Source organism: Stenotrophomonas sp. PAMC25021 (genome assembly GCF_004795795.1).
Taxonomy (GTDB): domain Bacteria; phylum Pseudomonadota; class Gammaproteobacteria; order Xanthomonadales; family Xanthomonadaceae; genus Stenotrophomonas; species Stenotrophomonas muris.
This window is the reverse complement of the sequence record NZ_CP039255.1, coordinates 4609267-4633258: the sequence shown is the minus strand read 5'-3', so window position 1 is coordinate 4633258 and position 23992 is coordinate 4609267. Positions and strand designations below refer to the sequence as shown.

Genomic DNA, 23992 nt, shown 5'->3' with positions numbered 1-23992 from the left:
CGCCTCTGTAGAGCCGAGCCCATGCTCGGCTGCCTTCGGCAGGAGCGGCAGCCGAGCATGGGCTCGGCTCTACAGAAACAATTGCATGGCAAGCAGTAGAACGTGATGATCGGGTCAGTGTGTGACCGCGTCCGCAGCCTGGAAGGCGGCGTCGAACAGGCGCTGTACCGGCGGCCCCATTTCCCCGGCCAGCAGGGCCAGCAGGAACAGGCCCAGCAGCAGCGAGACCGGCAGGCCCAGCTGGATCGGATTCAGCGCAGGGGCGGCACGCGCCAGTACGCCGAAGGCCAGGTTCACCGCCAGCATCGCCACGGTGAGCGGAATGGCCAGCGTCAGCGCGCCGCGCAGCACGGTCAGCAGGAAGGTCGGGGCGATGCTGAAGAAGGCGTGCGGGTCCGGCAGCGGGGCGCCGATCGGCAGTGCGCGGTAGCTGTCGACCAGCAGCGAAATCAACGCCAGGTGGCCGTTGGCGGTGAAGAACAGCAGGCCGAACAGCAGGTAGAACCACTGGCCGATCACACCCGAAGTGCCACCGCGCAGCGGGTCGCTCATCTGCGCGAAGGCCAGGCCGGTGCCCTGCGCGATCAGTTCGCCGGCCATCGCACCGGCTTCGAATACCAGCCGCAGCATGAAACCGATGGAAACGCCGATGGCCAGTTCGCGCGCGATGGTCAGCACCGTAGCCGCGTCGAAGCCGGTCCAGTCCGGTACCGGTGGCAGCAGCGGCGCCAGTGCAATGGCCAGGGTGCCGGCCAGTACCACGCGCACCCGCGACGGCACCGCACGCGTGCCGACCATGGGCATGGCCATGGCCACCGCGCCGATGCGCAGCATGGTCCACAGCACGGTGCCGATCATGCCGAAGGCCTGCAGGCCGTCGGCCGCCATCTGTGTCGCGGCGTCCATCGAAGCGCGTGTCCTAGCCGATCAGGTGCGGAATGCGCTGGAACAGCAGCGTGGTGAATTCAACCAGGTGGCCGATCAGCAGGCTCCCCAGCGCGAACAGCACTGCGGTCAGCGCCGCCGCCTTGGCGACGAAGGCGATGGTCGGTTCATTGAGCTGGGTTGCAGCCTGCACGACACCGACCACCACGCCCACCACCAGTACGGTGAGCAGCAGCGGGCCGGCCACCCACAGCACGGTGATCAGGCCGCCACGCAGTTCGGTCAAGGCAAGTTCGGGAGACATTCGGGTTTCACCTTCTTATATAGAGTCGAGCCATGCTCGACTGTCTTTCAATCGCGCCGGATCGCGTCACGCGGGATTGAAGCTGGCCGCCAGCGTGCCCACGGTCAGCACCCAGCCATCCACCAGCACGAACAGCAGGATCTTGAACGGCGCCGACACCAGCATCGGCGACAGCATCATCATGCCCATGGACATCAGCACGCTGGCGACGACCAGATCGATGATCACGAACGGAATGAAGATCAGGAAGCCGATCTCGAAAGCGGTCTTCAGTTCGCTGGTGACGAACGAAGCGACCAGCACCGGGAACGGGATCGCATCGGGGCTGGCGTAGGTGCCGTGCCCGGCGATGCCGGCGAAGGTCATCAGGTCGGTCTCGCGGATCTGCGCCAGCATGAACCCGCGCAGCGGCTGCGTGGTCAATGTCCAGGCGGTCTGGAAGTCAATGTCGCCGTTGAGATAGGGCGCCATGCCCGTGCTCCACGCCTTGTCCCAGGTCGGCATCATCACCATCGCGGTGAGGAACAGGGCCAGGCCCAGCAGTACCTGGTTGGACGGCGTCTGGCCGGTACCCAGTGCCTGGCGCAGCAGGCCCAGCACGATGATGATGCGGGTGAACGAGGTCAGCACCAGCAGCATCGACGGGATCAGGGTGATCGCGGTCATCAGCAGCAGAGTCTGCAGCGGCAGGCTGACCGGCTGGCCGCCGATCTTGCCGACGTTGACGTCCGGCAGCGGGGTGGCCGGGGCGCCGGGCGCGGCGAACGCCAGCACCGGCAACAGGCACAGGGCAAGCAACAGCAGCCACGGCATCAGGGTGGCAACACGGGTTCGGGTGACACGCATGTCAGGGGTCCTTGCGCAGCCGCTGCTGCAGCAGCTGGGCGAAATTCGGCAGGTTCTTGAAATCCGGCACGCGCACCGGCGCCGGTGGCGGCAACGGTTCGGGCAGGGTATGCAGGGTGTTGATGCCGCCGGCAGTGACGCCCAGCAGCAATTGCTGGCCGTTGACCTCCACCACCACCACGCGCTCCTTGGCGCCGACGCTGAGGCTGGCCACCAGCTTCATGCCTTCGGCCGGGCGGAAGCCGCTGCCGGGCATGCGCTTGAGCAGCCAGCCCAGGCCGATCACCAGCGCCAGCACCGCCAGCAGCGCCAGCACCGCACCGAACAGGCTGGGTGCGGCGGCCGCGTGCTGGCCGACCTGCGGGCCGATCGGCGCTGCGGTCTTGCCGACCGCCAGCAGGGTGGAGGCCAGCAGGCTCAACGCAGTCTCCGGATCCGCTCGCTCGGGCTGACCACGTCGGTCAGGCGCACGCCGAAGCGGTCATTGATCACCACCACTTCGCCGTGGGCGATCAGGGTGCCGTTGACGAACACGTCCAGCGATTCGCCGGCACCGCGCTCCAGTTCCACCACTGAACCCTGGTTGAGCTGCAGCAGGTTGCGGATCGGCAGGCGGGCACGACCGACTTCCAGCGACAGGGTCACCGGCACATCGAGGATCACGTCCAGGTTCAGGTCCGGACCGTTGGCCTCGTCGGCCTGCAGGCTGCTGAACTGGGCCGGGGTCGGTTCGAGGGCGTCGATATCGTTCATTGCGGGTCTTCCTGGATGACGGGTACGCGCGGGCGGGTGCCCGGCGGATGGGTAGCGGTGATCTTCACGGCGTTCATGCCGTTGGCGATGCCGAACTCGCCGGTGAACACAGGGATGTTCTCCACGCACAGCGGCACCTGCGGGCTCAGCTCGATCGGCAGGATGTCGCCGACCTTCAGCTGGGTCAGGTCGCGCAGGGTCATGCGCTTGCTGGCCAGTACGCTGGACAGGGTGACTTCGGCGATGTTGAGCTGCTCGCGCAGGGTCTTGCCCCAGCTCTCGTCGCGGTCGTTGCGGTCGCTCTGGATGCCGGCGTCGAGCAGTTCGCGGATCGGTTCCAGCATCGAGTAGGGCAGGGTGACGTGGATGTCACCGCCGCCGCCGTCGAGCTCGACGTGCAGGCGGCACACCACCACGTACTCGCGCGGGGTCACGATGTTGGCGAAATGCGGGTTGATCTCCGAGTTAATGTACTCGAAGTCGACGTCCATCACCGGTGCCCACGCTTCGCGCAGGTCGGCGAAGGTCTGCTTCAGCAGCAGGTGGATCACCCGCATTTCGGTGGCCGTGAATTCGCGGCCCTCGATGCGGGTCGGGTAGCGCCCGTCGCCGCCGAAGAAGTTGTCGACGATGGCGAACACCAGGGTCGGCTCGAACACGATCAGGCCGGTACCGCGCAGCGGCTTGAAGCGGATCAGGTTCAGGTTGGTCGGCACATACAGCGAGTGCATGTAGTCGTTGAACTTGATCAGTTCGATGCCGCGCACCGACAGCTCGGCCGAGCGCCGGATCAGATTGAACAGGCCGATCCGCCACAGGCGCGCGAAGCGCTCGTGGACCATTTCCAGGGTCGGCATGCGACCACGGATGATGCGGTCCTGGCTGGCGAAGTCGTACGAGCGCGCTTCGCCTGACGGGGGTTCCGCATCGGTCTCGACCGCGCCGCTGTCCACGCCGTGGAGCAGGGCATCGATCTCGTCCTGGGACAGCAGATCATTCATCGGGGGGCCTTACTGGGTCACGAAGCTGGTGAACAGCAGATCGTCGGCGCCGTTGCTGCCGGTCTCGGCCTTGAGCACCTTCTGCACCTCGGCCAGCGAACTGGCCTGCAGCTTCTGCTTGCCGGCGACATCGGCGATCTGGTCCGGGCTGACCTGCGAGAACAGCATCAGCAGGCGCGCGCGGATGGCCGGGGCATGGGTCTTGATCGCTTCCAGCGCGGCCGGGTCGCGGGTCATCAGCTGGACCTCCAGCTGCAGGTAGCGCGGGCCGTCGACCGGGCCATTGAGGTTGACCACGAACGCCGGGTCCAGCGCGAAGTACTGTGCCGGGGCCGGCGTCGCGCTCTTCTTCGGCGCCTGCGCGGTCTTCTCTTCGTGCTTGGACTGGGTGAAGAACCACACGCCGCCACCAGCGGCAGCGGCGGCCAGTACGGCCACCAGTGCGGTGATCAGGATCGGACTACGCGGCTTGGCGGCCTTGTCCTTCTCGGCGGTCTTCTTGGTTTTGTCAGCGGCTGCGGCCACGGGGTGAAGCTCCTGAGGGTTGCTTCACCGGGATATGCAAGGGGTGTGCCGAAGGCTGGGCCCGCAGCGTGCGACGGAATTCCGTCGGGGTGCAGGTAGGGCCGTGCGGAGCAAGCTCAGCACCCACCAACGCAATACGGGGAGGTGGACCGCCTGCCCTGGTGGGTGCCAATTGCCCCGCTCCGGTAGGTGCCAACCTTGGTTGGCACACCTGTCAGGCGTAGGCGTCCAGCAAGCCGCGCTGGCGGATCAACTGCGCGGACGACACGCTGGCATCGCCCGGCGTCGGTTCTCCGTCGCCGGTCATGCCGCCGCCACCGGGTTGTCCCGACGCATTGCCGTCACCACCAGACGCGTGGTGGCCGACATCGGCGTGAGCCAGCTGGAAGCCCTGTTCGCCCAGCAGCTCGCGCAGGCGCGGCAGGCTGCTTTCCAGTGCCTGGCGCACGTCCACGTGCGGGCTGCTGAAGCTGGCATGCACCTTGTCGCCGTTCAACTGCAGGCGCACGTCGACCGGCCCCATGTCGTCCGGGCTCAGGCGGATGTGGGCATGGCCGATCTTCTGGTCGGCCAGCCAGCCCAGGCGTGCGCCGATGGCCTGGTCGAAGCCATCGTCACCCAGAACGGGCTTAGGCGTGGGTTCGCCATTGAAGATCGCGTTGCCGGTGGCGAGCGCCGCCTTCAGGTCCTGCACGGCGGCCGCTGCCGGTGCGTGCAGCAACGGTGTATTTGCGCGGTCGCCAACGGCGGCCACGTCACTGCCTTCGCCGCGCTCGCTGCGCTTGCCGGGCAGGATCATCGCCGGCAATGGCAGCGCGGTGGCATCCTCCGCGCTGGTCGCCGCCGGTTTGCCGTCGGCCGCCACGGGGGCTGCGGTTGCCGCTGCCGGCGCGGCTGCAGGCAGTGTCGGGGTCGCGGCGGGGGCAGTGGTGGGTAGCGCCGTACCGTCGTTGGCCAGTGACGGTGCAGCGCTGCCCGCCAGAGCGACGGCCGGATCGGCAGGCGTCGGCATCGCCAGCACCAGGCCGGCCAGGCCGATCGGTGGCCACGGGGCGTCCTCGGTCGCGGCGGGCTTGTCCTTGTCGGTGCCGGGTCCAGCCGGGGGCAGGGCAACGGGCGGTAGCGGCGGGGTTTCGGCAGTTGCCGCTTCCGCGTCCGCGCTGCGTTCGCCCGGTGCCTGGCCATTGCTGTCGGCGGTCGATGGCTGGCTGGGCGGGGACGGCGTCGGTGTGGTAGCGCTGCCGGCAGGCGCGGGCGCGGAGGGCGCACCGCCCTGCAGCAGCTGGCTGAAGTCCTTTGCGCCTTCGCTGCGCGCGGCGCGCGCGGCACTGTTGCTGGTGGCGGGCGTGGCCGGGTTGGCGCTGCTGGCGAGCGGGGCGGGCATCACGGGCGGCCTCCCTGCTCGGAGCCGTCCTGGTCTTCGGCCTGCACCAGGCGCGCGCGCCGCGCGCCAATGTCGTCCATCTCGCGTTGGTCGCGGCGGTCGGTCACCACCTTTTCCTGCGCGCGGTAGCTGGCGGCCAGCTGCTCCAGCACCGCCTTGTCACGGCTGGCCAGGATCAGCCGCGCGCGCTCGGCCTCCACTTTTTCGCGGTTGCCGTTGACCGTGGCCTGCTGCTGCTCGACCGCACTGTCCAGGCGATCAAGGAAGGCGCGGCGGTTCAGCAGCTGTGCCGGGCTGGTCGCTGCCATCTGGGCGTTGGCGTACTCCTCGGCATAGCGGCGCAGTTCGTCCAGGCGCGACAGATGGGTGTCGAGCACGCGCTGGCGTTCGGCCAGGTCGCGGGCGACCGCGTCCTCGTGTTCCTGGGCCCGCTTGAGCAGGGGATCGATGCGCTTGGACTGGTTCATGGCTTAACTCTCTTGTTCCACCAGGCGCTGCAGCGCCGCCTGGCTGTGCGGGAGATCTGCGGCCTTTGCAACGTCCTGGCCGAGGAACTCCATGATTTCCGGCCAGCGCTCCAGGGCTTCGTCGGTGGCCGCGTCGTTACCACGCTGGTAGGCACCGATCGCGATCAGGTCACGGTTGGCCGAGTAGGCCGAGACCAGTCGCTTCAACTTGCGGATGCGCAGGCGCCACGGCTCGTCGGCGATTTCCGTGACCACGCGGCTGACCGACGATTCGACGTCGATGGCCGGGTACAGGCCGCTGTCGGCCACCCGGCGCGAGAGCAGGATGTGGCCGTCGAGGATCGCGCGTGCGGCGTCGGCGATCGGATCCTGCGGATCATCGCCTTCGGTCAGTACGGTGTAGAACGCGGTGATCGAGCCGCGGCCCTTTGCGCCGTTGCCAGCGCGTTCGACCAGCGCCGGCAGCTTGGCGAACACCGAGGGCGGGTAACCGCGGGTGGTCGGTGGTTCACCGACCGACAAGCCGATCTCGCGCTGCGCCTGGGCGAAGCGGGTCAGCGAGTCCATCAGCAGCAGCACGTTCAGGCCCTGGTCGCGGAACCACTCGGCGATGGCGGTGGCACGGTAGGCACCGTGCAGGCGCGCCAAGGGTGGCCGGTCGGCGGGGCTGGCCACCACCACGGCGCGGCGCAGGCCTTCCTCGCCCAGCGTGGTCTCGACGAAATCGCGTACTTCGCGGCCTCGTTCACCAATCAGGCCGACCACGATCACGTCGGCAGCGGTGTAGCGGGTCATCATGCCCAGCAGCGTCGACTTGCCGACGCCGGAACCGGCGAACAGGCCGACACGCTGGCCGCGGCCGATCGGCAACAGCGCGTTGATCGCGCGCACGCCCACGTCCAGCGGCTGGGTGATCGGTTCACGCGCCAACGGATTGATCGACACGCCGGCCATGCCGACATGCCCTTCTGCGCGGATCGGGCCCTTGCCATCCAGCGGCACGCCGTCGCTGTCGATGACGCGGCCGAGCAGGCCTTCACCCACTTCCACCCCGCCACGCCGCGCCGACGGTACCACGCGGGCGTTGGGCAGCAGGCCGTGCAGTTCGGCGCTGGGCATCAGGTAGGTGCGCTCACCGGCAAAGCCGACCACTTCGGCATCGACCCAGCCACCATCGACCACTTCCACCTTGCAGCTGGCGCCCAGCGGCGCCTCGCAGCCGACCGCTTCCAGGGTGAGCCCGACCGCGCGGCGCAGCACGCCCTCGCGGATCAGCCCACGGCCATGCGCGGTATCCACGCGCAGGCCGTCCAGGCGGCGGGCCAGGCGCAGGTTGCGGGCCACGGCCCAGTCGGCCGGCGGTGGCGTCGTTTGCGGTGCGGCGCTCATGCCGTCGCTCCGGTCTGGCGGATCACCGCATCCAGCGCGCCGCGCAGGCGGGCCTCCAGGGTGCCGTCGATGCGTACGGCTTCGGCGTGCACGCGCAGGTCGCCACGGCTGAGGCTGGTATCCGGTACCAGGCGCTGCGCCGGCGACAGGTTCAGCAGCGGGGCAAGCGCGGCGATGTCATCCGGGTGCAGCCGCACTTCCACCTCGCGGGTGCTGCCGCCCACGGCGTCAATCGCTTCGCCGACCAGCTGCGCCAGCAGTGCCGGCTCGGCCTCGTAGGCGCGGCCGACCAGCGCGCCGGCGATGCGCACCGCCAGTTCACCAAGGGCGCCGACCACTTCGTTCTCCAGCCGCACCAGCGGCCGGCTGAAGTTGTCGAGGATGCCTTCGATCTGCGCGGCGAGGCGACGCACCTCCGCCTGGCCCTGGCCGTACCCTTCGGCATGGCCCTGATCGAATCCTTCCTTCTCCGCGCTGTCCTGGATCGCCTGGATTTCCTCCAGGGTCGGCAGCTGCAGCGGCGGCTCCGGTTCGTGTTCCGGGTCCGGCTCGGTGAGTTCGAACGCGTCCTCCTGCTCCAGCGCCGGTTCGGGCTGGGCCAGCAGGTCCGGGGCAAGCCAGCGCACGACGTTGCTCACAGCATGGCCTCCGCGCTGCCGCCGATGGTGACGGTGCCTTCATCGGCCATGCGCTTGACGATGGCCAGGATCTCGCGCTGCGCGCCTTCCACGTCGGACAGGCGCACCGGCCCGCGGGCTTCCATGTCTTCCAGCAGGATCTCGGCCGCGCGCTGCGACATGTTGCGGGTGATCTTGTCGCGCACCTTGATGTCGGCGCCGCGCAGGGCCAGGCCCAGGCGCTCGCCGCTCACCTCGCGCAGCACCAGCTGCATCTCGCGGTCGTCCAGGTCGACCAGATCGTCGAACACGAACATCAGGTCCTGGATGCGGTTGCTCAACGGCGCATCGATGCGGGCGATTTCGCCCAGGATCGCCTGGTCCTGGCCGCTGTCCATGAAGTTCAGGATGTTGGCCGCGCACTGCACGCCACCGATGTTCGACGACTTCAGGTTCTGGTTGCCGGCGAACTGGCGCTCCATGATCTCGTTGAGTTCATTGAGCGCGTTCGGCGGAATGCCGTCGAGGGTAGCGATGCGCAGCAGCACGTCCACGCGGGTACGGTCCGGCAGCAGCTTCAGCGCGTCGGCGGCCTGGTCGGTTTCCAGGTGCGCCATCACGATGGCGATGATCTGCGGGTGCTCGTTGCGCACCAGGTCGGCCACCGCACGCGGGTCCATCCACTTCAGCGCGTCCAGGCCGGTGGTGTTGCGGCCGAGCAGGATGCGGTCGATCAGGTTGCCGGCCTTCTCGCTGCCCAGCGCCTGCACCAGCATGTTGCGGATGTAGTCGTCCGAGCCAACGCCGAGTGAGGTCTTCGAGCCCAGCTCCTGGCCGAACTGGTCCATCACCCGCTCCACCTGCTCGCGGGTGATGTCGGTCATGGTGGCCATGGCGATGCCGATTTTCTGCACCTCCTTGGGTTCCATGTGGCGCAGCACTTCGGCCGCGTCCAGCTCACCCAGCGAAAGCAGCAGTACGGCGGCGCGCTGCACGCCAGTCAGTGCGGCCTCAGTCATTTGCCACCCAACCCTTGACCACCTGGGCCACGCGCTTGGAGTCGGTCTTCACGGCTTCACGCGCCATCCGCAATCGTTCCTCATATGAATCCACCGGCAGGGCCAGTGCTTCCGGCCCGCCCAGGCTGGCCCGGTCAGCGCCCAGCGCCGGCAGCGGCATGCCATCGTCATCGACCAGCTGCACGTCCGCGGTATGCGGCTCGAGTGCCTGTTCGTCGTTCTTCCTGCTCTGGCCGGTGATCGCGCGCAGCGCCGGACGCAGCACGCCGAACAGCAGCGCCAGCACCACCACCGCGCCAAGCAGCATGCGGCCGGCATCGTGCACCCACGGCAGCTCCCACCACGACGGGCCTTCGACCGGCGTGGTGTCACGCACGAACGGGGCATTCATCACCGACACGGTGTCGCCACGCTCGGCGTTGAAGCCGACGGCCTGCTTGACCAGCGCTTCGACGCGGGTCAGTTCGGCAGCCGACAGCGGCTGCGGGCTCATCTTGCCGTTGGCGCCGGCGCGCGGCACGTTGTCCACCAGCACCGCCACCGAGACGCGCTTGATGCGGCCGGCCGGCTGGCGGGTGTGCTGCAGGGTGCGGTCCAGCTCGTAGTTGCGGGTCGCGTTCTTGCTGCTTTCGGTCGGGGCCTGCGCGGTGGCCGGTGCGGCCTGCTGGCCCGGCGGGCTGTTGCTGGTCGCACCCGGCACGCCCTGCGGGCCCGGCGTGCTGGTGGTGTTCTCGCTCATCTGCTCGCTGCGCAGCTTCTGCGGCTCGCCGTTGTAGAGCTCGCGGGCTTCCTCGGTCACCGAGAAATCCATGTCCACGCTCACTTCCGGGTTGACGCGGCCGGGGCCAGTCATCGGTTCCAGCAGTTCGCGGATGCGCTGGTTGAACGAAGTTTCCTGGCGGCGCACCTGCTCGAACTGGGCCGCGTTGACCGCCGCCTCGCTGTTCGGGTCGGTAATGCTGAGCATGCGCCCGCTCTGGTCGACCACGGTCACCCGTTCCGGCGCGAGGTCCGGAATGCTGGCGGCGACCATGTGCACGATGGCATCGACCTGGCTGCGTTCCAGCTGCTGGCCGCCACGCAGTTCCAGGGTGACCGAGGCGCTGGCCACGTCACGCTGGCGGGTGAACGCGCTGGGCTTGGGAATGGCCAGGTGCACGCGCGAATCGCGCACCGGGCGCAGCGTGTTGATGGTGCGCGACAGCTCGGTTTCCAGCGCGTGCTGGTAGCGCGCGCTTTCCACGAACTGGCTGACACCAAAGCCCGGGTCGCGTTCCATCAGCTCGAAGCCCAGCTTGCCGCTGTCGGTCAGGCCGGAGCCGGCGAGCTTCAGGCGGGCATCGTGCAGGTTCTTTTCCGGCACGGTGATGCCACCGGTGGCCGGGTCGAGCGCGAACGGAATCTGCGCGGCGCGCAGCAGGTCGGTCGCTTCAGCGGTCGCCTTCTGGTCCAGGCCGGTGTACAGCGGGACCATGCCCGGCTTCTGTGACCAGAAGAACACGGACAGGCCTGCCGCCACCGCCACCGCGATCATCGCCATCAGGCCCAGCCGACGGGTGATCTGCAGACTCTGCAGGCGGTCGAACCATTGCCCGGCCTTCTCGGCGTTCAGGCTGTCCTTGGAGAGCGTCAGTGCCATGCGTCAACGTTCCTTACAGCGGCATGTTCATCACGTCCTGGTAGGCCTGGACGAGACGGTTGCGGACTTCCACGGTGGCGCGGAAGGCGATCTGGGACTGCTGCGAGGCGACCATCACCTTGGCCAGGTCGGCGCTGGGGTCGCCCATCTCGAAGGCCTTGGCGAGGGCGCCGGATTTCTGTTGCGCATCGTTGACGCCGGCAATCGCACCACGCAGGGTTTCGGTGAAGCTGGCCGGCTGCACCTGCGGCGCATCCAGCACCGTGCCCGGCAGGGCATTGCTGCGCGGCGTTTCGCCCAGCGGGTTGAGCGCCGGCTGTCCCATCTGGGTCTGATAGGAGCGGATCTGCGAAAGGATCGAAGTGACGGAGTGGGACATCTGCAACGGTTCCAGAAACAGGGATGGGGTTGTCTGCTGGAGCCAGTGCAAGTGCCGTGCCGAAACCGGTTTTCGATTCAGTGAAGTGAGGAGGTTGGGTGTGCGTGCGGGGTTGCACCCCGCGCCCCGCGGTAGTGCCGGCCGCTGGCCGGCAACCTCAACGGCAACGGCCGAAGCCGAAGCCGGAGCCGGAGCAACAGCAGAAGCGGGTCTACTGAGGGATGGCGGGGTGGGTCCGGTTACGGGGGACGCCATAAATCCGTCCATGGAGGCTCGGTCGCGCCATCCATGGCGCTCACGCCCCCGCAACCGGACCCACCCCGCCTTCGACAGGTGGCCGCGATCTGTTGGAACCTGCTGTTGATGGTGGATGCCGACCGTTGGTCGGCACGGGGCCTGACCCCATTGGCGGCGCCATTTAACCGGCGTCGGTTTTCTGGCCTATGGCTGCAGGGTCCATCGGCCGGAATTCTGGCGCTGGCGCGGTGCGATGGGGCCGTCATGCTGGGTGTAGATGAAGCGGCCCTGGCGGTCGCTCTGGCAGGTCAGCAGCAGGGTGTAGTGGGCGAGGCCGGCCGGATGGGCCTCGGTCATCTGGATTTCCGCGATATGCGGGGCCAGGCGCTGGTAGCGGTAGCTGCCGGCGATGCGGAGGTCGGTGCCGAGGATGTCCAGCACGTACTGGCTGCCAGCAAAGCCGAGCTGCACCATGCGTCCGGCGTTGGGGTTGTCCGGCGCGTACAACGGGTCGCTGAGGTTGGTGAACTGGCGTTGGTCGAGCGTGGCGGGCAGGGTGCAGTTGGCCGCGGTGGCCAGGGCCGGGCAGAGCAGGACGGCGAGCAGGATCAGGTGATGCATGGTGGGACCTCCTTGGGGTGTCCTTGCCAATGCACCGCAGTTCGGCGCTGCTGTCTTCAAATGCAATGGGGTCAGATCCCTTTCCGCAGGAAAGGGATCTGACCCCGGGCACCAGAAACACCAACGCCCGGGCAAGCCCAGGCGTTCGTGCCCCCTTCATGCGGGTCGCGCGCTTCAGCCGGCCAGTTCGGCCTGCTCGCGCTCGATGCCGTACTTGCGCAGCTTTTCCACCAGGGTGGTGCGGCGCAGGCCAAGCAGCTGGGCGGCGTGGGCGACCACGCCCTGGGTGCGTTCCAGTGCTTCGTTGATCAGCCCCAGTTCGATGTTGGCCATGTGGTTGCGCAGGTCCAGGCCATCGTCGGGCAGTGCCGCCGGGGCGGCTGCGCGATTGACGGCGATGCCGTGCTCCAGCGCCGGCTGGTTGCCGCTGCCGGGCGTGTGGAACGAGAAGCTGCGCAGGTCCAGGCGTTCTTCGCTGGCAACCGGAGCTGCCGGTACCGCTGCGGCCACCGCTGCCAGCGCGGCATCGCCACGATAGCGGGCCGGCAGGTCCTGCACGCGCACCGAGCCGCCCGGATGCAGCACCGCCAGGCGCTCGACCAGGTTGGTCAGCTCGCGCACGTTGCCCGGCCACTCGTAGCCGGCCAGGGCCTGCAGGGCTTCCGGGGTGAAGCGCACTTCGCCACGGCCGGTGCGGGCCAGCTGCGCGGCGATGGTTTCCACCAGCGCCGGCAGGTCTTCGCGCCGTTCGCGCAGCGCGGGCACGTCGATCGGGAACACGTTGAGGCGGTAGAACAGGTCCTCGCGGAACTTGCCCTCGGCGATGCGGGTCTCCAGGTCGCGGTGGGTCGCGGCCACCACGCGCACGTTGCAGCGGATGGTCTGGTTGCCGCCAACGCGCTCGAAACTGCGTTCCTGCAGCACGCGCAGCAGCTTCACCTGCATCGGCAGGCTCATGTCGCCGATTTCGTCGAGCAGCAGGGTGCCGCCCTCGGCCATTTCAAACCGGCCCTTGCGCGCGGTCAGTGCGCCGGTGAAGGCGCCCTTCTCGTGGCCGAACAGTTCGCTTTCCAGCAGGTCGGCCGGAATGGCGCCACAGTTGATCGCCACGAACGGGCCATCACGGCGCGGCGAGCGCTGGTGGATGGCGCGCGATACCACTTCCTTGCCGGTGCCGGATTCGCCCAGCACCAGCACGGTGGTGTCGAACGCGGCCACCTGCTCGATCATGGTGCGCAGCGCGGTGACCGCCGGGCCGTTGCCGGTCGGCCCCTGGTCCTGCGCGGCGCCGGCCTGGTGCTCGGCATCCAGGCGCTTGAGGCTGGCGCGGCGCAGCAGGGCTTCCATCTGCGCATGACGCAGCGGCGTTTCCAGTGGCCAGATGTTGGCCTCGTGCAGCCCGTGCTGCTGGGCAAACGCTGCAGCATCACCATCGGCCAGCAGCACCGGCGGCGGCAGGCTGCTGCCGCCCAGCCAGTGGTACAGCGCAGTGCTGGCGGCGCTGTCGTCCAGGCTGCCGACGATCACCGCCATCCAGTCGTTCTGGCGCTGGCGGCCCAGGTCGAAGTCGGCCGCGTCGGACACCCAGCGCGGGTTGAAGTCCATGAATTCCAGCAGGGCAACGGTGCGCTCTGCGCGCACGGCGTCGTTGTCCAGCACCAGGATGCGCGATTCGCTCACGATCGATCCTCCCTGAGGCCTTCCAGGATCGGCATGACTTCCTGGATGTAGGACAGCTTGCTGACAAAGTTGTCGGCGCCGGCGCGCAGCGCGTGTTCGCGGTGCTCGGCGTCGTCGAAGTGGCTGGCGATCACGATGTACGGTGCATCGTCCTGCGACTTGATCAGGCGGGTGGCCTGCAGGCCGCCCATTTCCGGCATCGCCAGGTCCATCAGCACCACCTGCGGGCGCAGCGTTTCCGAGCGCTCGATCGCTTCCAGGCCGTTGCCGGCACTGCCGACGATCTGCAGCCAGTCGATCTTGCGGAAATGGCGCATCGCCGCGTTGATGAAGCCCTCGTGGTCATCGACCAGCAGGACCGTGAGCTTGTTCATGTCCAACATCCTTTTCAGCCCACCCGGGCCAGCTGGGGTTGCCTGGCGCTGAGCCGGCGCCGTTCGCGGGCCGGGGCGATATCCAGTTGTTCTCGGTATTTTGCGACGGTTCGGCGGGCAATGTTCACCCCCTGGCGTGACAGCAGGCCGGCAATGGCCTCATCGGCCAGCGGGCGGCCGGCCGGTTCGGCGTCGATCAGGCGGCGGACCATGGCCTTCACCGCCTGGCCGGAGACGCTGGCGCCTTCCAGGCGCACGGCGAAGAAGTGCTTCAGTTCGAAGGTGCCGCGCGGGGTCTGCAGGAACTTGCCGGTGGTGATGCGCGAGACGGTGGACTCGTGCATGCCGATCTCCTCGGCCACTTCCTTCAGGGTCAACGGCGCCATGGCCTCTTCGCCACGGACCAGGAAGGCGGCCTGGCGCTCGACGATCACCCGCGCGGTGCGCAGCAGGGTGTCGTAGCGCATCGACAGGCCGCGGCTGAACCAGCGCGCCTCCTGCAGCATTTCGCGCAGTGCCGGGGCGGCGTCGCTGGTCTCGGCCAGGGCCTGTTCGTACTGGCTGTTGATCGACACGCGACGACTGGTGGCCGGGTTCAGGGCGACCTTCCACTGCCCGTCGGCGTGCCAGGCGACCACGTCCGGCACCACCACCGCGTTGCGTTCGGGCAGCAGGCTGTCGCCGGGGCGCGGCTGCAGCGAGAGGATCAGGCGCACCGCCTCGCGCACGTCGTCGATCTCGGCGTCGTGCTGGCGGGCGAGGGCGGGGTAGTCGTGGGCCGCGAGCGCGTCGAGCGCTCCATCGAGAATGCGTGCAGCCAGGTGGCGGGCCGGCACCACGCCATGCAGGCTGCGCAGCTGCGCCTGCAGGCCTTCGCGCAGATCCTGCGCGGCCATGCCGGCGGGCTCGCCATGCAGCAGCTGCTGGCGGATGGCTTCCACGCCGTCGGCGGTGATGTCGAACTGGGCACTGGCCAGCAGCTGCAGCTGTGCCAGCGGCGCCTGCAGGTAGCCGGCTTCATCGCAGTGGTCCAGCCAGAACGCGGCCACCGCCAGCTGATGGTCGTCCATGTCCAGCGCCAGGCGCTGCAGCACGCGCAGCTGCGGGTCGGTCGACTCGCCAGCGGCGATGCGCGCCATGCGATCGTCGTCGCCATCCTGCCAACTGGCGCCGGCCACGTCCCACATCGACGGCTCGGGCAGTTCGTCGAAGGCGGCGGTGTCGAGGGTGGTGGCACTCGCTTCGGTGGCTTCAGCAGCGGGCGCTTCGGCCTCCTCGATCTCCAGCAGCGGGTTGGAGTCCAGCAGGCGCTGGATTTCCTGCTCCAGGTGCAGGCCATCGAGCTGCAGCAGCCGGATCGACTGCAGCAGTTGCGGGGTGAGGTGGAGTTGCTGGCCCAGCTGGGTCGAGAGTGCAGCCTTCATCGTGGTTCCCCGGCACCGCTCCCCGGCGCCTTGTGGAACGCATCTTGCTTTTGATCCGGCGGGGGCGGAATCGGGGGGTTCCTGATGCATTTCGTGGAACTCCCGACAGGGTGTAGGGGAATTCCCTACACCGACGCGGGAAATTGACGAAATGCGCCGCCAAGTCATTGATTCGTCGTGGCGAAGCCGCTGAGCGCGCGGCGGTCGGGGTACGGATTCCTGTCAGGGAATGTCGGGGTGACGGGATGTCGTCGCCGCTGCAGGGTGTCGCGGGGTCAGATCCGTTTCCGCGGGAAAGGGATCTGACCCCGATACCGGCGCCTACTCGAGCTCGTGCTGATGGCGTGCGGCCAGCAGAAGCAGGTCATTGGCGCGGCGGCAGCCCAGCGATTCCATCATCCGCGCGCGGTGGGTCTCCACCGTCTTGACGCTGATGCCGAGATCGGCGGCGATTTCCTTGTTGCTCTCGCCCTTGCCGATGCGGCGCAGGATCTCGCGCTGCCGTGGTGAGAGTGCGGCGATGCCGGTGGGTTTCTCGCGGCCCAGCATCGGCGCCAGCATCTTGGCCGAGATCTGCGGGCTCAGGAACACCTGGCCGGCGTGCGCGGCCCGCAGTGCCAGTTCCAGTTCCTGCGGTGCGGCGTCCTTCACCACGAACCCGACCGCGCCACGATCCAGTGCATCGCGCACGTGGGCGGCATCGTCGTGCATGGTCATCATCACCACCCGGGTACCGGGGGCACGCAGGCGGATGTCGCTGAGCGCTTCCAGGCCGGTGCGGCCCGGCAGCGAGAGGTCCATCAGCACCACATCCGGTGCGTGCTGCAGGGACAGTTGCAGTGCCTGTTCGGCGTTGCTGGCCTCGGCCACGAGCTGCACGTCGGCAAACCCCTGCAGCAGCCGCGCCAGGCCGGCGCGGACAAGGGTGTGATCGTCGACGATGAGAACTCGCACAGGCACGCAGCAGATCCGTGTAGGGGCATCCACCTTAACTTAGCTGAACGGGCGCGCCAAGGGTCGGCCGTACAGCGCCAAGGGGGCGGGTTTCACCGTGCGCGGCGTGCCTCGGCCACCTGGCGGCGGTGCAGGCGGAACAGGTGCCGCTCCATCGCCATCTCCAGGCCATCGCCCAAACGCTGGAAGCGCAGCCACAGGAAGTGCCCGCCGCTACCGTCGGCGGCTTCTGCGACGACCTCCACCGGCAGGTCGATGTGGTCGGGCAGCCAGTCGCTGGGCTGCAGGCGCACCACGCCGGCCTGGCCGGGGCTTGCGCCACTGCGCGGGCCCAGCTGCAGGCGGATGCCACGGCGCGACCAGCGCACCGGTCGCAGGGTCAGCTCCTGGCCCTGCTGGCGCACCAGCCGGCCGAGCAGCACCATCGCCAGGTCCAGCTTGGCTTCCAGGCGCTGCAGCTGCAGGCTGGCTTCGTTGCGTTCGTCGTGCTCGTCGCCGCGGCTGTCCTCGACCAGTGCCAGGCTGCGCAGCAGGCCTTCGGCGCTGCTGGTGCGGCCGGCCGCGCTGCCCGCCTGGAACTCGGCCGGCAGGGCCAGTTCGCAGCTGAGCGTCTCGTCGAACAGCTCGCTTTCGGCCGGGTGATGCAGCGAGGTGGTCGGCAGCGAGGTCATGCCAGCGATTCTGCCTGCAGATAGGCATGCGCCGCGCGAAGGGAGCGCTGGCCGTCGTTCATCAGTGCGGCCACGGCATCACGGCGCTGGCGCAGCAGGCCGAGCAGACTCTGCTGGCGCTCGAACAGGGCGCTCAGCGGCGCGTGGTCCGCAGCGGTCAGCGGCTGGCTGAGCAGGGCGTGCAGGGTGCTGTCGTGGCCGTCGAGCAGGCTGTCGGCCTGGTCGAGGGCATCATCGCCCAGTGCCTTCTCGAAGGCATCCAGCTGCGCATGCAGTTCCTGCAGGCTCATGGCGCCACCGCGGCCGGGCGGCGCTGTTCGTGCGGGATCGCGTTCCAGGCGCTGTCGATCTCGCCCAGCAGCTGCAGCGATTCATCCAGCGCGGCACGGTCGTTGTGCAGGTTGGCCTCGGTCAGGCGCTGCAGCACGTAGTCGTACAGCGCAGACAGATTTCCGGCGATCTCGCCACCGGCCTCATGGTCCAGCGAGCCGTTGAGGTGGCCGACGATCGCGCAGACTTCGCCGATCGCCTTGCCCTTGCCGGCCTGGTCACCGCGTTCAAGGCTGGCCAGGGCGCGGCGCACGCGCTCCAGCGCGCCGGCCAGCAGCATCGCCACCAGCTTGTGTGGATCGGCATCGGCGACCGCACTGGTCACCCCCACCTGGCGGTACTGCTCGGCATATTGACGGCTGGAACCGTACATTCGTGATTCTCCTTGCGCGGGGTGCCGTCGGGTGATCGCGGGGACCGGTGCCGACGGCGCGGCGATGATTGCTGTTGCGTCCGTTATCGGTGCATTGCGCGGCAAACTTGAGTGCCGTGCATGTTCCGTCAGCGGTTCAACTGGGCCAGCTGCTGCTGCAGCGCGGTGTTGCTCTGCTGCAGCTTGCCCATCAGGCTGTCCAGCGCCAGGAACTGCTTCTTGTAGCGCTCTTCCACGCTCTTCATGCGCGTGTCGAGGTCCTTGCGGCGCTTGTCGATGTTGTCCAGCGTGGTGTTCAGGCCCTTGGTGCGGGCAACGAAGGCGCCTTCCTTGCCGACCGTGGTGCTGACATAGCCGTCGACCAGCGTGTACAGCTTGCCGGCACCGCCGGTATCACCGGTGATCGCCTGGCGCATCTTCTCCGGCTGGCTGGCCAGTGCGGCGGCGAACTTGGTGGTGTCCAGGATCAGCGTGCCGTCGGCATTGGGATAGCCACGGGTATCCAGGCCGATCGCCTTGGCATCGAGCTTGTCACCGGCCAGGTCCTTGAGCACGCTCGACATCACCGAGCGCAGCTGGCTGGTGGCGCCGCGCATCTGCGCATCGCCGGTCAGCGTGGAGGCTTCCTTGGTCTTGGCGTCGTACTTGGTTTCGGTGTTGATCGCCGCCAGTGCAGCGTTGTAGGCGGTGACGAACTCCTGCATCACCTTGGTGGCTGCCGCAGTGTCCGTGCTGATGGTCACCGTGCTGGTGCCCGGCATCTTCAGGTTCAGGGTCAGGCCCGGAACCGCATCGGCCACGGTGTTGCTGGCGCTGACGACCTTCACACCATCGATGGTCAGCTCGGCGTCGGCGGCGGCGGTGTTCTGCTTGAGGCTGTTGACCAGGCCGCCCAGTTTGGCGTCGCTGCCGGCGTATTCGAGCTTGATCGCGTTGGCGGCACCGGTCTTCTCCTGGGCGATCGACAGGTACTGGTTGTCGCCGGAGCTGATCAGGGTGGCCTGCACGCCTTCCTTGCGGCCGGCCGCATCGATCTTGTTGCGGATGGTGGTCAGCGTGTCGCCGTCCTCCACCTCCACGTTCATGGTCTTGGCCTTGTCGCCCACGCCAACGGTCAGCGTCAAGGTTCCGGCAGCAAACGTGTCGGTCTTGGGTACCGAGGTATCGGCGATCAGTTTGTGCGCTGTCGCCAGCGAGGTGACATTGACCACGTGCGTGCCGTTGGAGGCCGCAGCCTTGGTGGTGCCAACGTCATACAGCGCGACCGACGCCGTCAGGATCTCGTCGGTGCCCTTGTCGCCGCCCTTGCTGGCGGTCACCGTGCGCGTGTCGAACGCCGTGGTGGCCTTCAGTGCGGTCAGCGCCGTCTTCAGCTTGTCGAAGGCAGAGGTGATGGTGCCGATCGACGACAACTGCATCTTGGCCTTGGACTGCTGCAGGTTCAGCGCATTGTCGGCGGGCTTGCGGTCAGCTGCGACCAGCTGGTTGACGATGCTGGAAATATCCAGTCCCGAGCCAATGCCACCGTATCCAAAGTCTGCCACGTCGTTTCTCCTGGTATCCGGGCCCGGCCGTCGTGCGGTGGCCCGTCGTCAACGAAAATAGCGGCCTGCGCCGCTGGGTCTTGAGGACTTCGTCGATGCACGTGCCGTGCCAATCGCCTGGCGCGGGTTCTGGCACGCGGGTTGCAGGAGGGCTGGGGCAGGGTGCGGGTAGGTTCACCGCGGGCTGCCGGGAGTCTGCAAAAAGCCCTCCCCCAATGCAGGGGAGGGATCAGGCTACTGACAATCGGGGGGAGACGAAGCCGCCCGGTACGTACAGTCAAAGGTACAGCGCTGAAAGATAGGTCCGCAGGAGCGGGCGATGCCAAGCCGGTTCGGGAGTGATCCCGGGCCGGGCATGGCCCGCGCCTTCGTGCATCGTGGCTTCCCGGTTACCGCTACCGTCGGTTCGATCCGACGGTAGCGGCGCCTTCTTGCCGTGGATCAGCGCAGCAGGCTGAGCACGCCCTGCGGCACCTGGTTGGCCTGGGCCAGCATGGCCGTACCGGCCTGCTGCAGGATCTGGGTGCGGGTCAGTTCGGCGGTTTCCTTGGCGAAGTCGGTGTCCTTGATGCGGCTGCGCGACGCCGACAGGTTTTCCGACGAGGTCTGCAGGTTGGCCACGACCGAGGTGAAGCGGTTCTGGATCGCACCGAGGTCGGCGCGGGTGCTGTTGATCGCACCCAGGGCCTTGTCGACCACTTCCAGCGCCTGCTGGGCGCCGAGCACGGTGCTCACGTCCAGCTTCTGCACGTTGGCCGAGGTATCGGTACCGGCAGTGTAGGCGCCCGCAGCTGCCGCGGTGCCCCAGGTCTTGGCGGTCGCGTCGTAGTCGCTGCGCATCAGGGCGATATCGGCGGCGGCGACAGCCTTGCCTTCCTTCACCGAGCTCAGCTTCAGGGTGCCGTCGGCATTGGCTTCGGCGTAGATGCCGGCCTCGCCGATCTTGGCGTTGATGGCGGTGGCGACGGCCTTGGAGGCATCGGCCGTGGTGGCGCCGGCCTTCACTTCAACCGTGCCGATGTCCACGCCCATCACGGTGCCGGAGAAACGGGCGCCGTCGGTGCTGGCAGCCAGGGCAGCAGTCGCGCCGGTGGCGAAGGTCGAGGTGCCCAGCGAGCCGGCCTTGGCATCGATGGTCTTGTCGATGGCGATGGCCTGGCCGGCATTGGCGCCGACCTGGAACAGCTGGCTGGAGAAGGTGCCGTCCAGCAGCTTGGTGCCGTTGAAGTCCGACTGCTTGGCGACGCGGTCGATTTCCGAGACCAGCTGGGTCACTTCGGCCTGCAGCGCCTTGCGGTCGCTGGCCGAGTTGGTGGCGTTGGAGGCCTGCACCGACAGCTCGCGGACGCGCTGCAGGTTGTTGCCGATTTCGGTCAGCGAACCTTCGGCGACCTGGGCCAGCGAGATGCCGTCGTTGGCATTGCGGATGGCGACGTCGGTACCGCGGATCTGGGTGCCGAAGCGCTCGGAGATCGCCAGGCCGGCGGCGTCGTCCTTGGCGCTGTTGATGCGCGAACCGGAGGACAGGCGCTGGATGGTGGTAGCCAGCGAGCTGCCGCTGGTGCTCAGGTTGCGCTGAGCATTCAGGGACATGGTGTTGGTGTTGATGACTTGTGCCATGGTGCTTTTCCTTTGGCGAAGGTGGAACGTGTTTCAGGATCCGGGCGCCGCGTCATGCAGCGCCCGGAGGTCGATCATCGAGCGGATCAGCGCAGCAGGCTGAGCACGCCCTGCGGCACCTGGTTGGCCTGGGCCAGCATGGCCGTACCGGCCTGCTGCAGGATCTGGGTGCGGGTCAGTTCGGCGGTTTCCTTGGCGAAGTCGGTGTCCTTGATGCGGCTGCGCGACGCCGACAGGTTTTCCGACGAGGTCTGCAGGTTGGCCACGACCGAGGTGAAGCGGTTCTGGATCGCACCGAGGTCGGCGCGGGTGCTGTTGATCGCACCCAGGGCCTTGTCGACGATTTCCATCGCCTGCTGGGCACCCTTCACGGTGCTGACGTCCAGGTCGCTGGCGTACTTGGCGGCCGGCGCGGCCGTCGAGGCGGTGAAGGTCGGCGCGGTAGCGCCGGTCCAGGTGCCCGGGGTCGCGGTGATGGCCTTGAACGAGCCATCGGCGTTGACGCTGTCCTTGACCGAGGTCAGGGTCACGCCAGCGGTGCCGTTCACTTCCGCGAACACGCCGGTCTCGCCGATCTTGGCGTTGATCGCGGTCACCAGTGCTTCACGCGAGGCCTTGCCGGTGGCAGCGGCGTCGGCGCCCTGCTTGACCGAGACATCGGCAATGGCAACGCCATTGATCTGCAGGCCGCTGGTGCTGAAATCAGCGTTGGTGCCCGGGTCGGCCAGGGCCAGCGCGTTGGTGTCGAACTTGGCGCCGCCCAGGGCGTTGGCCTTGGCATCGATGGTCTTGTCGATGGCGATGGCCTGGCCGGCGTTGGCACCGACCTGGAACAGCTGGCTGGAGAACGAACCGTCCAGCAGCTTGGTGCCGTTGAAGTCCGACTGCTTGGCGACGCGGTCGATTTCCGAGACCAGCTGGGTCACTTCGGCCTGCAGCGCCTTGCGGTCGCTGGCCGAGTTGGTGGCGTTGGAGGCCTGCACCGACAGCTCGCGGACGCGCTGCAGGTTGTTGCCGATTTCGGTCAGCGAACCTTCGGCGACCTGGGCCAGCGAGATACCGTCGTTGGCATTGCGGATGGCGACGTCGGTACCGCGGATCTGCGTGCCGAAGCGCTCGGAGATCGCCAGGCCGGCGGCGTCGTCCTTGGCGCTGTTGATGCGCGAACCGGAGGACAGGCGCTGGATGGTGGTAGCCAGCGAGCTGCCGCTGGTGCTCAGGTTACGCTGAGCATTCAACGACATCGTATTGGTGTTGATGACTTGTGCCATGAGGAGAGGTCCTTGAGCGGTTGCACGTGAGTTGGGTTAGACGCCCCCGACGTGCCCCGGGGGCGGCTCATGTCAGCGCTGCAACAGGCTGAGCACGTTCTGCGGTACCTGGTTGGCCTGGGCCAGCATGGCCGTACCGGCCTGCTGCAGGATCTGGGTGCGGGTCAGTTCGGCGGTTTCCTTGGCGAAGTCGGTATCGCGGATGCGGCTGCGCGACGCGGACAGGTTCTCCGAGGAGGTCTGCAGGTTGGCCACCACCGAGGTGAAGCGGTTCTGGATCGCGCCGAGGTCGGCGCGGACGCTGTTGACCGATTCCAGGGCCTTGTCGACGATCGACATCGCCTTCTGTGCGCCTTCGGCGGTAGTGACGTTCAGGTCCTTGACGAAGCTGGCCGCTGCACCGGTCAGGGTGCCGCCGTTGGTGCTGGTCTCGGTCAGGCCCAGGCCGGCGAGGGTCGCGGCGGTGGCGCCGGCCGGCGGAGTCGCCGCGCTGACACCCAGCGCGAAGGTCTGGCCATCCTTGACCGAGGCCAGGCTGACGACGCCGGCATTGACCGAGGCAACCACGCCGGTTTCGCCCAGCTTGTTGTTGATCGCCGCGGCGGTGGCCGAGGTGATCGATTCGCCGGCCTTCACCGTGAAGTCGCTGATGGTGACCGTGGTGGCGGTGCCGCCCGGCGGGGTGACCGAGACCTGCAGGCCGGAGTAGGTGGTGTCGGCCGTCGCCTTGTCCACCGCCAGTGCGGTGCCGGTATAACCGTTGGCGAAGGTGGCCGCGCCCAGCGAATCGGCCTTGGCGTTGACCACGCTGTTGATGGCGATGGCCTGGCCGGCGTTGGCACCCACCTGGAACAGCTGGCTGGTGAAGCTGCCGTCCAGCAGCTTGGTGCCGTTGAAGTCGGCCTGCTTGGCGACGCGGTCGATCTCGCTGACCAGCTGGGTCACTTCAGCCTGCAGGGCCTTGCGGTCGCTGGCCGAGTTGGTGGCATTGGAGGCCTGCACACCCAGTTCGCGGATGCGCTGCAGGTTGTTGCCGACTTCGTTCAGCGAACCCTCGGCGACCTGGGCCAGCGAGATGCCGTCGTTGGCATTGCGGATGGCCACGTCCAGACCACGGATCTGGGTGGTGAAGCGCTCGCTGATGGCCAGGCCGGCCGCGTCGTCCTTCGCGCTGTTGATGCGCAGGCCGGACGAGAGGCGCTGGATGGTGGTGGCGAGCGAGCTGCCGCTGGTGCTCAGGTTGCGCTGAGCGTTGAGCGACATCGTATTGGTGTTGATTACCTGTGCCATGGGGTCGTCTCCTCTTATATGGAACCCGTTGGTGAATGAAACGAAGCGCCGCCTGTTTTTTTGTGTGGCTGTGTGCTTCGCCGTTGCCAAATGAATAACGGCGCTTTGTCAACAACCTTTAGCCGTGAATTCCGTTGAAGCCAGAATTCGTTGCCTGAAGCTGTTTTCCCGGGGTTTTCAGCCCTGTTGCCAGGGTGGAAGCGGCCCCGGGAGGGGCGGTCGGGCAAGGCCTGACCAGCGCTGATGAAGGTATCGGCGGGGTCGGGCCGGGCTTGATGGAGAATCACGGAAAATCGGTCGGCGACGGCCAGGTGGCCGCGCAGCGGCGGGCAGGCGCGCAAACGAAAAAGGCCGCGATGCAGGGCATCGCGGCCTTTCGGGACTGACGCGGGCGG

Annotated in this window: 26 protein-coding genes; all 26 read right to left on the bottom strand. The window is 67.8% G+C overall.

The features are described from left to right. Positions 1-114: 114 nt before the first annotated feature. The 26 genes from fliR to E5790_RS21385 all read right to left on the bottom strand — a co-directional run bounded on the left by fliR (position 115) and on the right by E5790_RS21385 (position 23597). Positions 115-906: a flagellar biosynthetic protein FliR gene (fliR, locus tag E5790_RS21510; RefSeq protein WP_014037103.1), complete on the bottom strand. Its 792-nt coding sequence runs from the start codon at positions 904-906 to the stop codon at positions 115-117. Positions 907-919: 13 nt separating this feature from the next. After that, on the bottom strand, positions 920-1189 hold the full coding sequence (locus E5790_RS21505; protein ID WP_005413254.1) for a flagellar biosynthetic protein FliQ: 270 nt from the start codon (positions 1187-1189) through the stop codon (positions 920-922). Positions 1190-1255: 66 nt separating this feature from the next. After that, complete coding sequence (fliP, locus tag E5790_RS21500; RefSeq protein ID WP_014647039.1) at positions 1256-2035, bottom strand: flagellar type III secretion system pore protein FliP; 780 nt, start codon at positions 2033-2035, stop codon at positions 1256-1258. 1 nt (position 2036) lies between these two features. After that, complete coding sequence (gene fliO, locus E5790_RS21495; RefSeq protein WP_014037105.1) at positions 2037-2456, bottom strand: flagellar biosynthetic protein FliO; 420 nt, start codon at positions 2454-2456, stop codon at positions 2037-2039. Beyond that, on the bottom strand, positions 2453-2788 hold the full coding sequence (gene fliN / locus E5790_RS21490; RefSeq protein ID WP_005409543.1) for a flagellar motor switch protein FliN: 336 nt from the start codon (positions 2786-2788) through the stop codon (positions 2453-2455). The genes fliO and fliN overlap by 4 nt, the downstream gene beginning before the upstream one ends. Beyond that, positions 2785-3789 carry a flagellar motor switch protein FliM gene (fliM, locus tag E5790_RS21485; RefSeq protein ID WP_014647040.1) on the bottom strand — a complete coding sequence of 335 codons (1005 nt, stop codon included), beginning with the start codon at positions 3787-3789 and terminating at the stop codon, positions 2785-2787. Before fliM ends, fliN begins: the two co-directional genes overlap by 4 nt. Positions 3790-3798: 9 nt before the next feature. Then, on the bottom strand, positions 3799-4314 hold the full coding sequence (locus E5790_RS21480) for a flagellar basal body-associated FliL family protein (RefSeq protein WP_049441913.1): 516 nt from the start codon (positions 4312-4314) through the stop codon (positions 3799-3801). Between the two features lie 214 nt (positions 4315-4528). Further along, positions 4529-5698 (bottom strand): flagellar hook-length control protein FliK, encoded by a 1170-nt coding sequence (locus tag E5790_RS21475; RefSeq protein ID WP_111206879.1) that lies wholly within the window; start codon positions 5696-5698, stop codon positions 4529-4531. After that, positions 5698-6165, bottom strand: coding sequence for a flagellar export protein FliJ (fliJ, locus tag E5790_RS21470; protein WP_049441916.1), 468 nt, complete (start codon positions 6163-6165; stop codon positions 5698-5700). Before fliJ ends, E5790_RS21475 begins: the two co-directional genes overlap by 1 nt. Before the next feature lie 3 nt (positions 6166-6168). Beyond that, on the bottom strand, positions 6169-7554 hold the full coding sequence (locus E5790_RS21465; protein WP_014647044.1) for a FliI/YscN family ATPase: 1386 nt from the start codon (positions 7552-7554) through the stop codon (positions 6169-6171). Then, entirely contained in the window at positions 7551-8192 is a 642-nt protein-coding gene (locus tag E5790_RS21460) for a FliH/SctL family protein (protein ID WP_014647045.1), read from the bottom strand. Before E5790_RS21460 ends, E5790_RS21465 begins: the two co-directional genes overlap by 4 nt. Next, complete coding sequence (gene fliG, locus E5790_RS21455; RefSeq protein ID WP_024958226.1) at positions 8189-9175, bottom strand: flagellar motor switch protein FliG; 987 nt, start codon at positions 9173-9175, stop codon at positions 8189-8191. The genes E5790_RS21460 and fliG overlap by 4 nt, the downstream gene beginning before the upstream one ends. A gap of 7 nt (positions 9176-9182) precedes the next feature. After that, entirely contained in the window at positions 9183-10829 is a 1647-nt protein-coding gene (gene fliF / locus E5790_RS21450) for a flagellar basal-body MS-ring/collar protein FliF (RefSeq protein WP_014647047.1), read from the bottom strand. Between the two features lie 13 nt (positions 10830-10842). After that, the gene (gene fliE / locus E5790_RS21445) at positions 10843-11208 is read right to left on the bottom strand and encodes a flagellar hook-basal body complex protein FliE (RefSeq protein ID WP_014037113.1); all 366 of its coding nucleotides are present in this window, start codon (positions 11206-11208) and stop codon (positions 10843-10845) included. A 441-nt stretch (positions 11209-11649) separates the two neighbouring features. Continuing rightward, a complete protein-coding gene (locus E5790_RS21440; protein WP_046430457.1) occupies positions 11650-12066 on the bottom strand; it encodes a hypothetical protein in 417 nt (138 codons plus the stop codon). A gap of 174 nt (positions 12067-12240) precedes the next feature. Then, positions 12241-13746 carry a sigma-54 dependent transcriptional regulator gene (locus tag E5790_RS21435; protein WP_046430458.1) on the bottom strand — a complete coding sequence of 502 codons (1506 nt, stop codon included), beginning with the start codon at positions 13744-13746 and terminating at the stop codon, positions 12241-12243. Then, positions 13743-14120 (bottom strand): response regulator transcription factor, encoded by a 378-nt coding sequence (locus E5790_RS21430; RefSeq protein WP_010485922.1) that lies wholly within the window; start codon positions 14118-14120, stop codon positions 13743-13745. The genes E5790_RS21435 and E5790_RS21430 overlap by 4 nt, the downstream gene beginning before the upstream one ends. Positions 14121-14134: 14 nt before the next feature. After that, positions 14135-15544, bottom strand: a complete 1410-nt coding sequence (gene rpoN / locus E5790_RS21425) for an RNA polymerase factor sigma-54 (protein WP_032959407.1) — start codon at positions 15542-15544, stop codon at positions 14135-14137. Between the two features lie 321 nt (positions 15545-15865). Continuing rightward, positions 15866-16498, bottom strand: coding sequence for a response regulator transcription factor (locus tag E5790_RS21420; RefSeq protein ID WP_032959406.1), 633 nt, complete (start codon positions 16496-16498; stop codon positions 15866-15868). A gap of 92 nt (positions 16499-16590) precedes the next feature. Then, a complete protein-coding gene (locus tag E5790_RS21415) occupies positions 16591-17169 on the bottom strand; it encodes a PilZ domain-containing protein (RefSeq protein WP_014647052.1) in 579 nt (192 codons plus the stop codon). Further along, positions 17166-17459 (bottom strand): hypothetical protein, encoded by a 294-nt coding sequence (locus E5790_RS21410; RefSeq protein WP_053496337.1) that lies wholly within the window; start codon positions 17457-17459, stop codon positions 17166-17168. The genes E5790_RS21415 and E5790_RS21410 overlap by 4 nt, the downstream gene beginning before the upstream one ends. Further along, positions 17456-17872, bottom strand: a complete 417-nt coding sequence (gene fliS / locus E5790_RS21405) for a flagellar export chaperone FliS (RefSeq protein WP_005416447.1) — start codon at positions 17870-17872, stop codon at positions 17456-17458. The genes E5790_RS21410 and fliS overlap by 4 nt, the downstream gene beginning before the upstream one ends. Before the next feature lie 128 nt (positions 17873-18000). After that, entirely contained in the window at positions 18001-19416 is a 1416-nt protein-coding gene (gene fliD, locus E5790_RS21400; RefSeq protein WP_014647054.1) for a flagellar filament capping protein FliD, read from the bottom strand. Between the two features lie 441 nt (positions 19417-19857). After that, the gene (locus E5790_RS21395; protein ID WP_014647055.1) at positions 19858-21036 is read right to left on the bottom strand and encodes a flagellin; all 1179 of its coding nucleotides are present in this window, start codon (positions 21034-21036) and stop codon (positions 19858-19860) included. Between the two features lie 86 nt (positions 21037-21122). Further along, positions 21123-22307, bottom strand: coding sequence for a flagellin (locus tag E5790_RS21390; protein ID WP_005413266.1), 1185 nt, complete (start codon positions 22305-22307; stop codon positions 21123-21125). Between the two features lie 72 nt (positions 22308-22379). Next, positions 22380-23597, bottom strand: a complete 1218-nt coding sequence (locus E5790_RS21385; RefSeq protein ID WP_032961916.1) for a flagellin — start codon at positions 23595-23597, stop codon at positions 22380-22382. Positions 23598-23992: the final 395 nt, after the last annotated feature.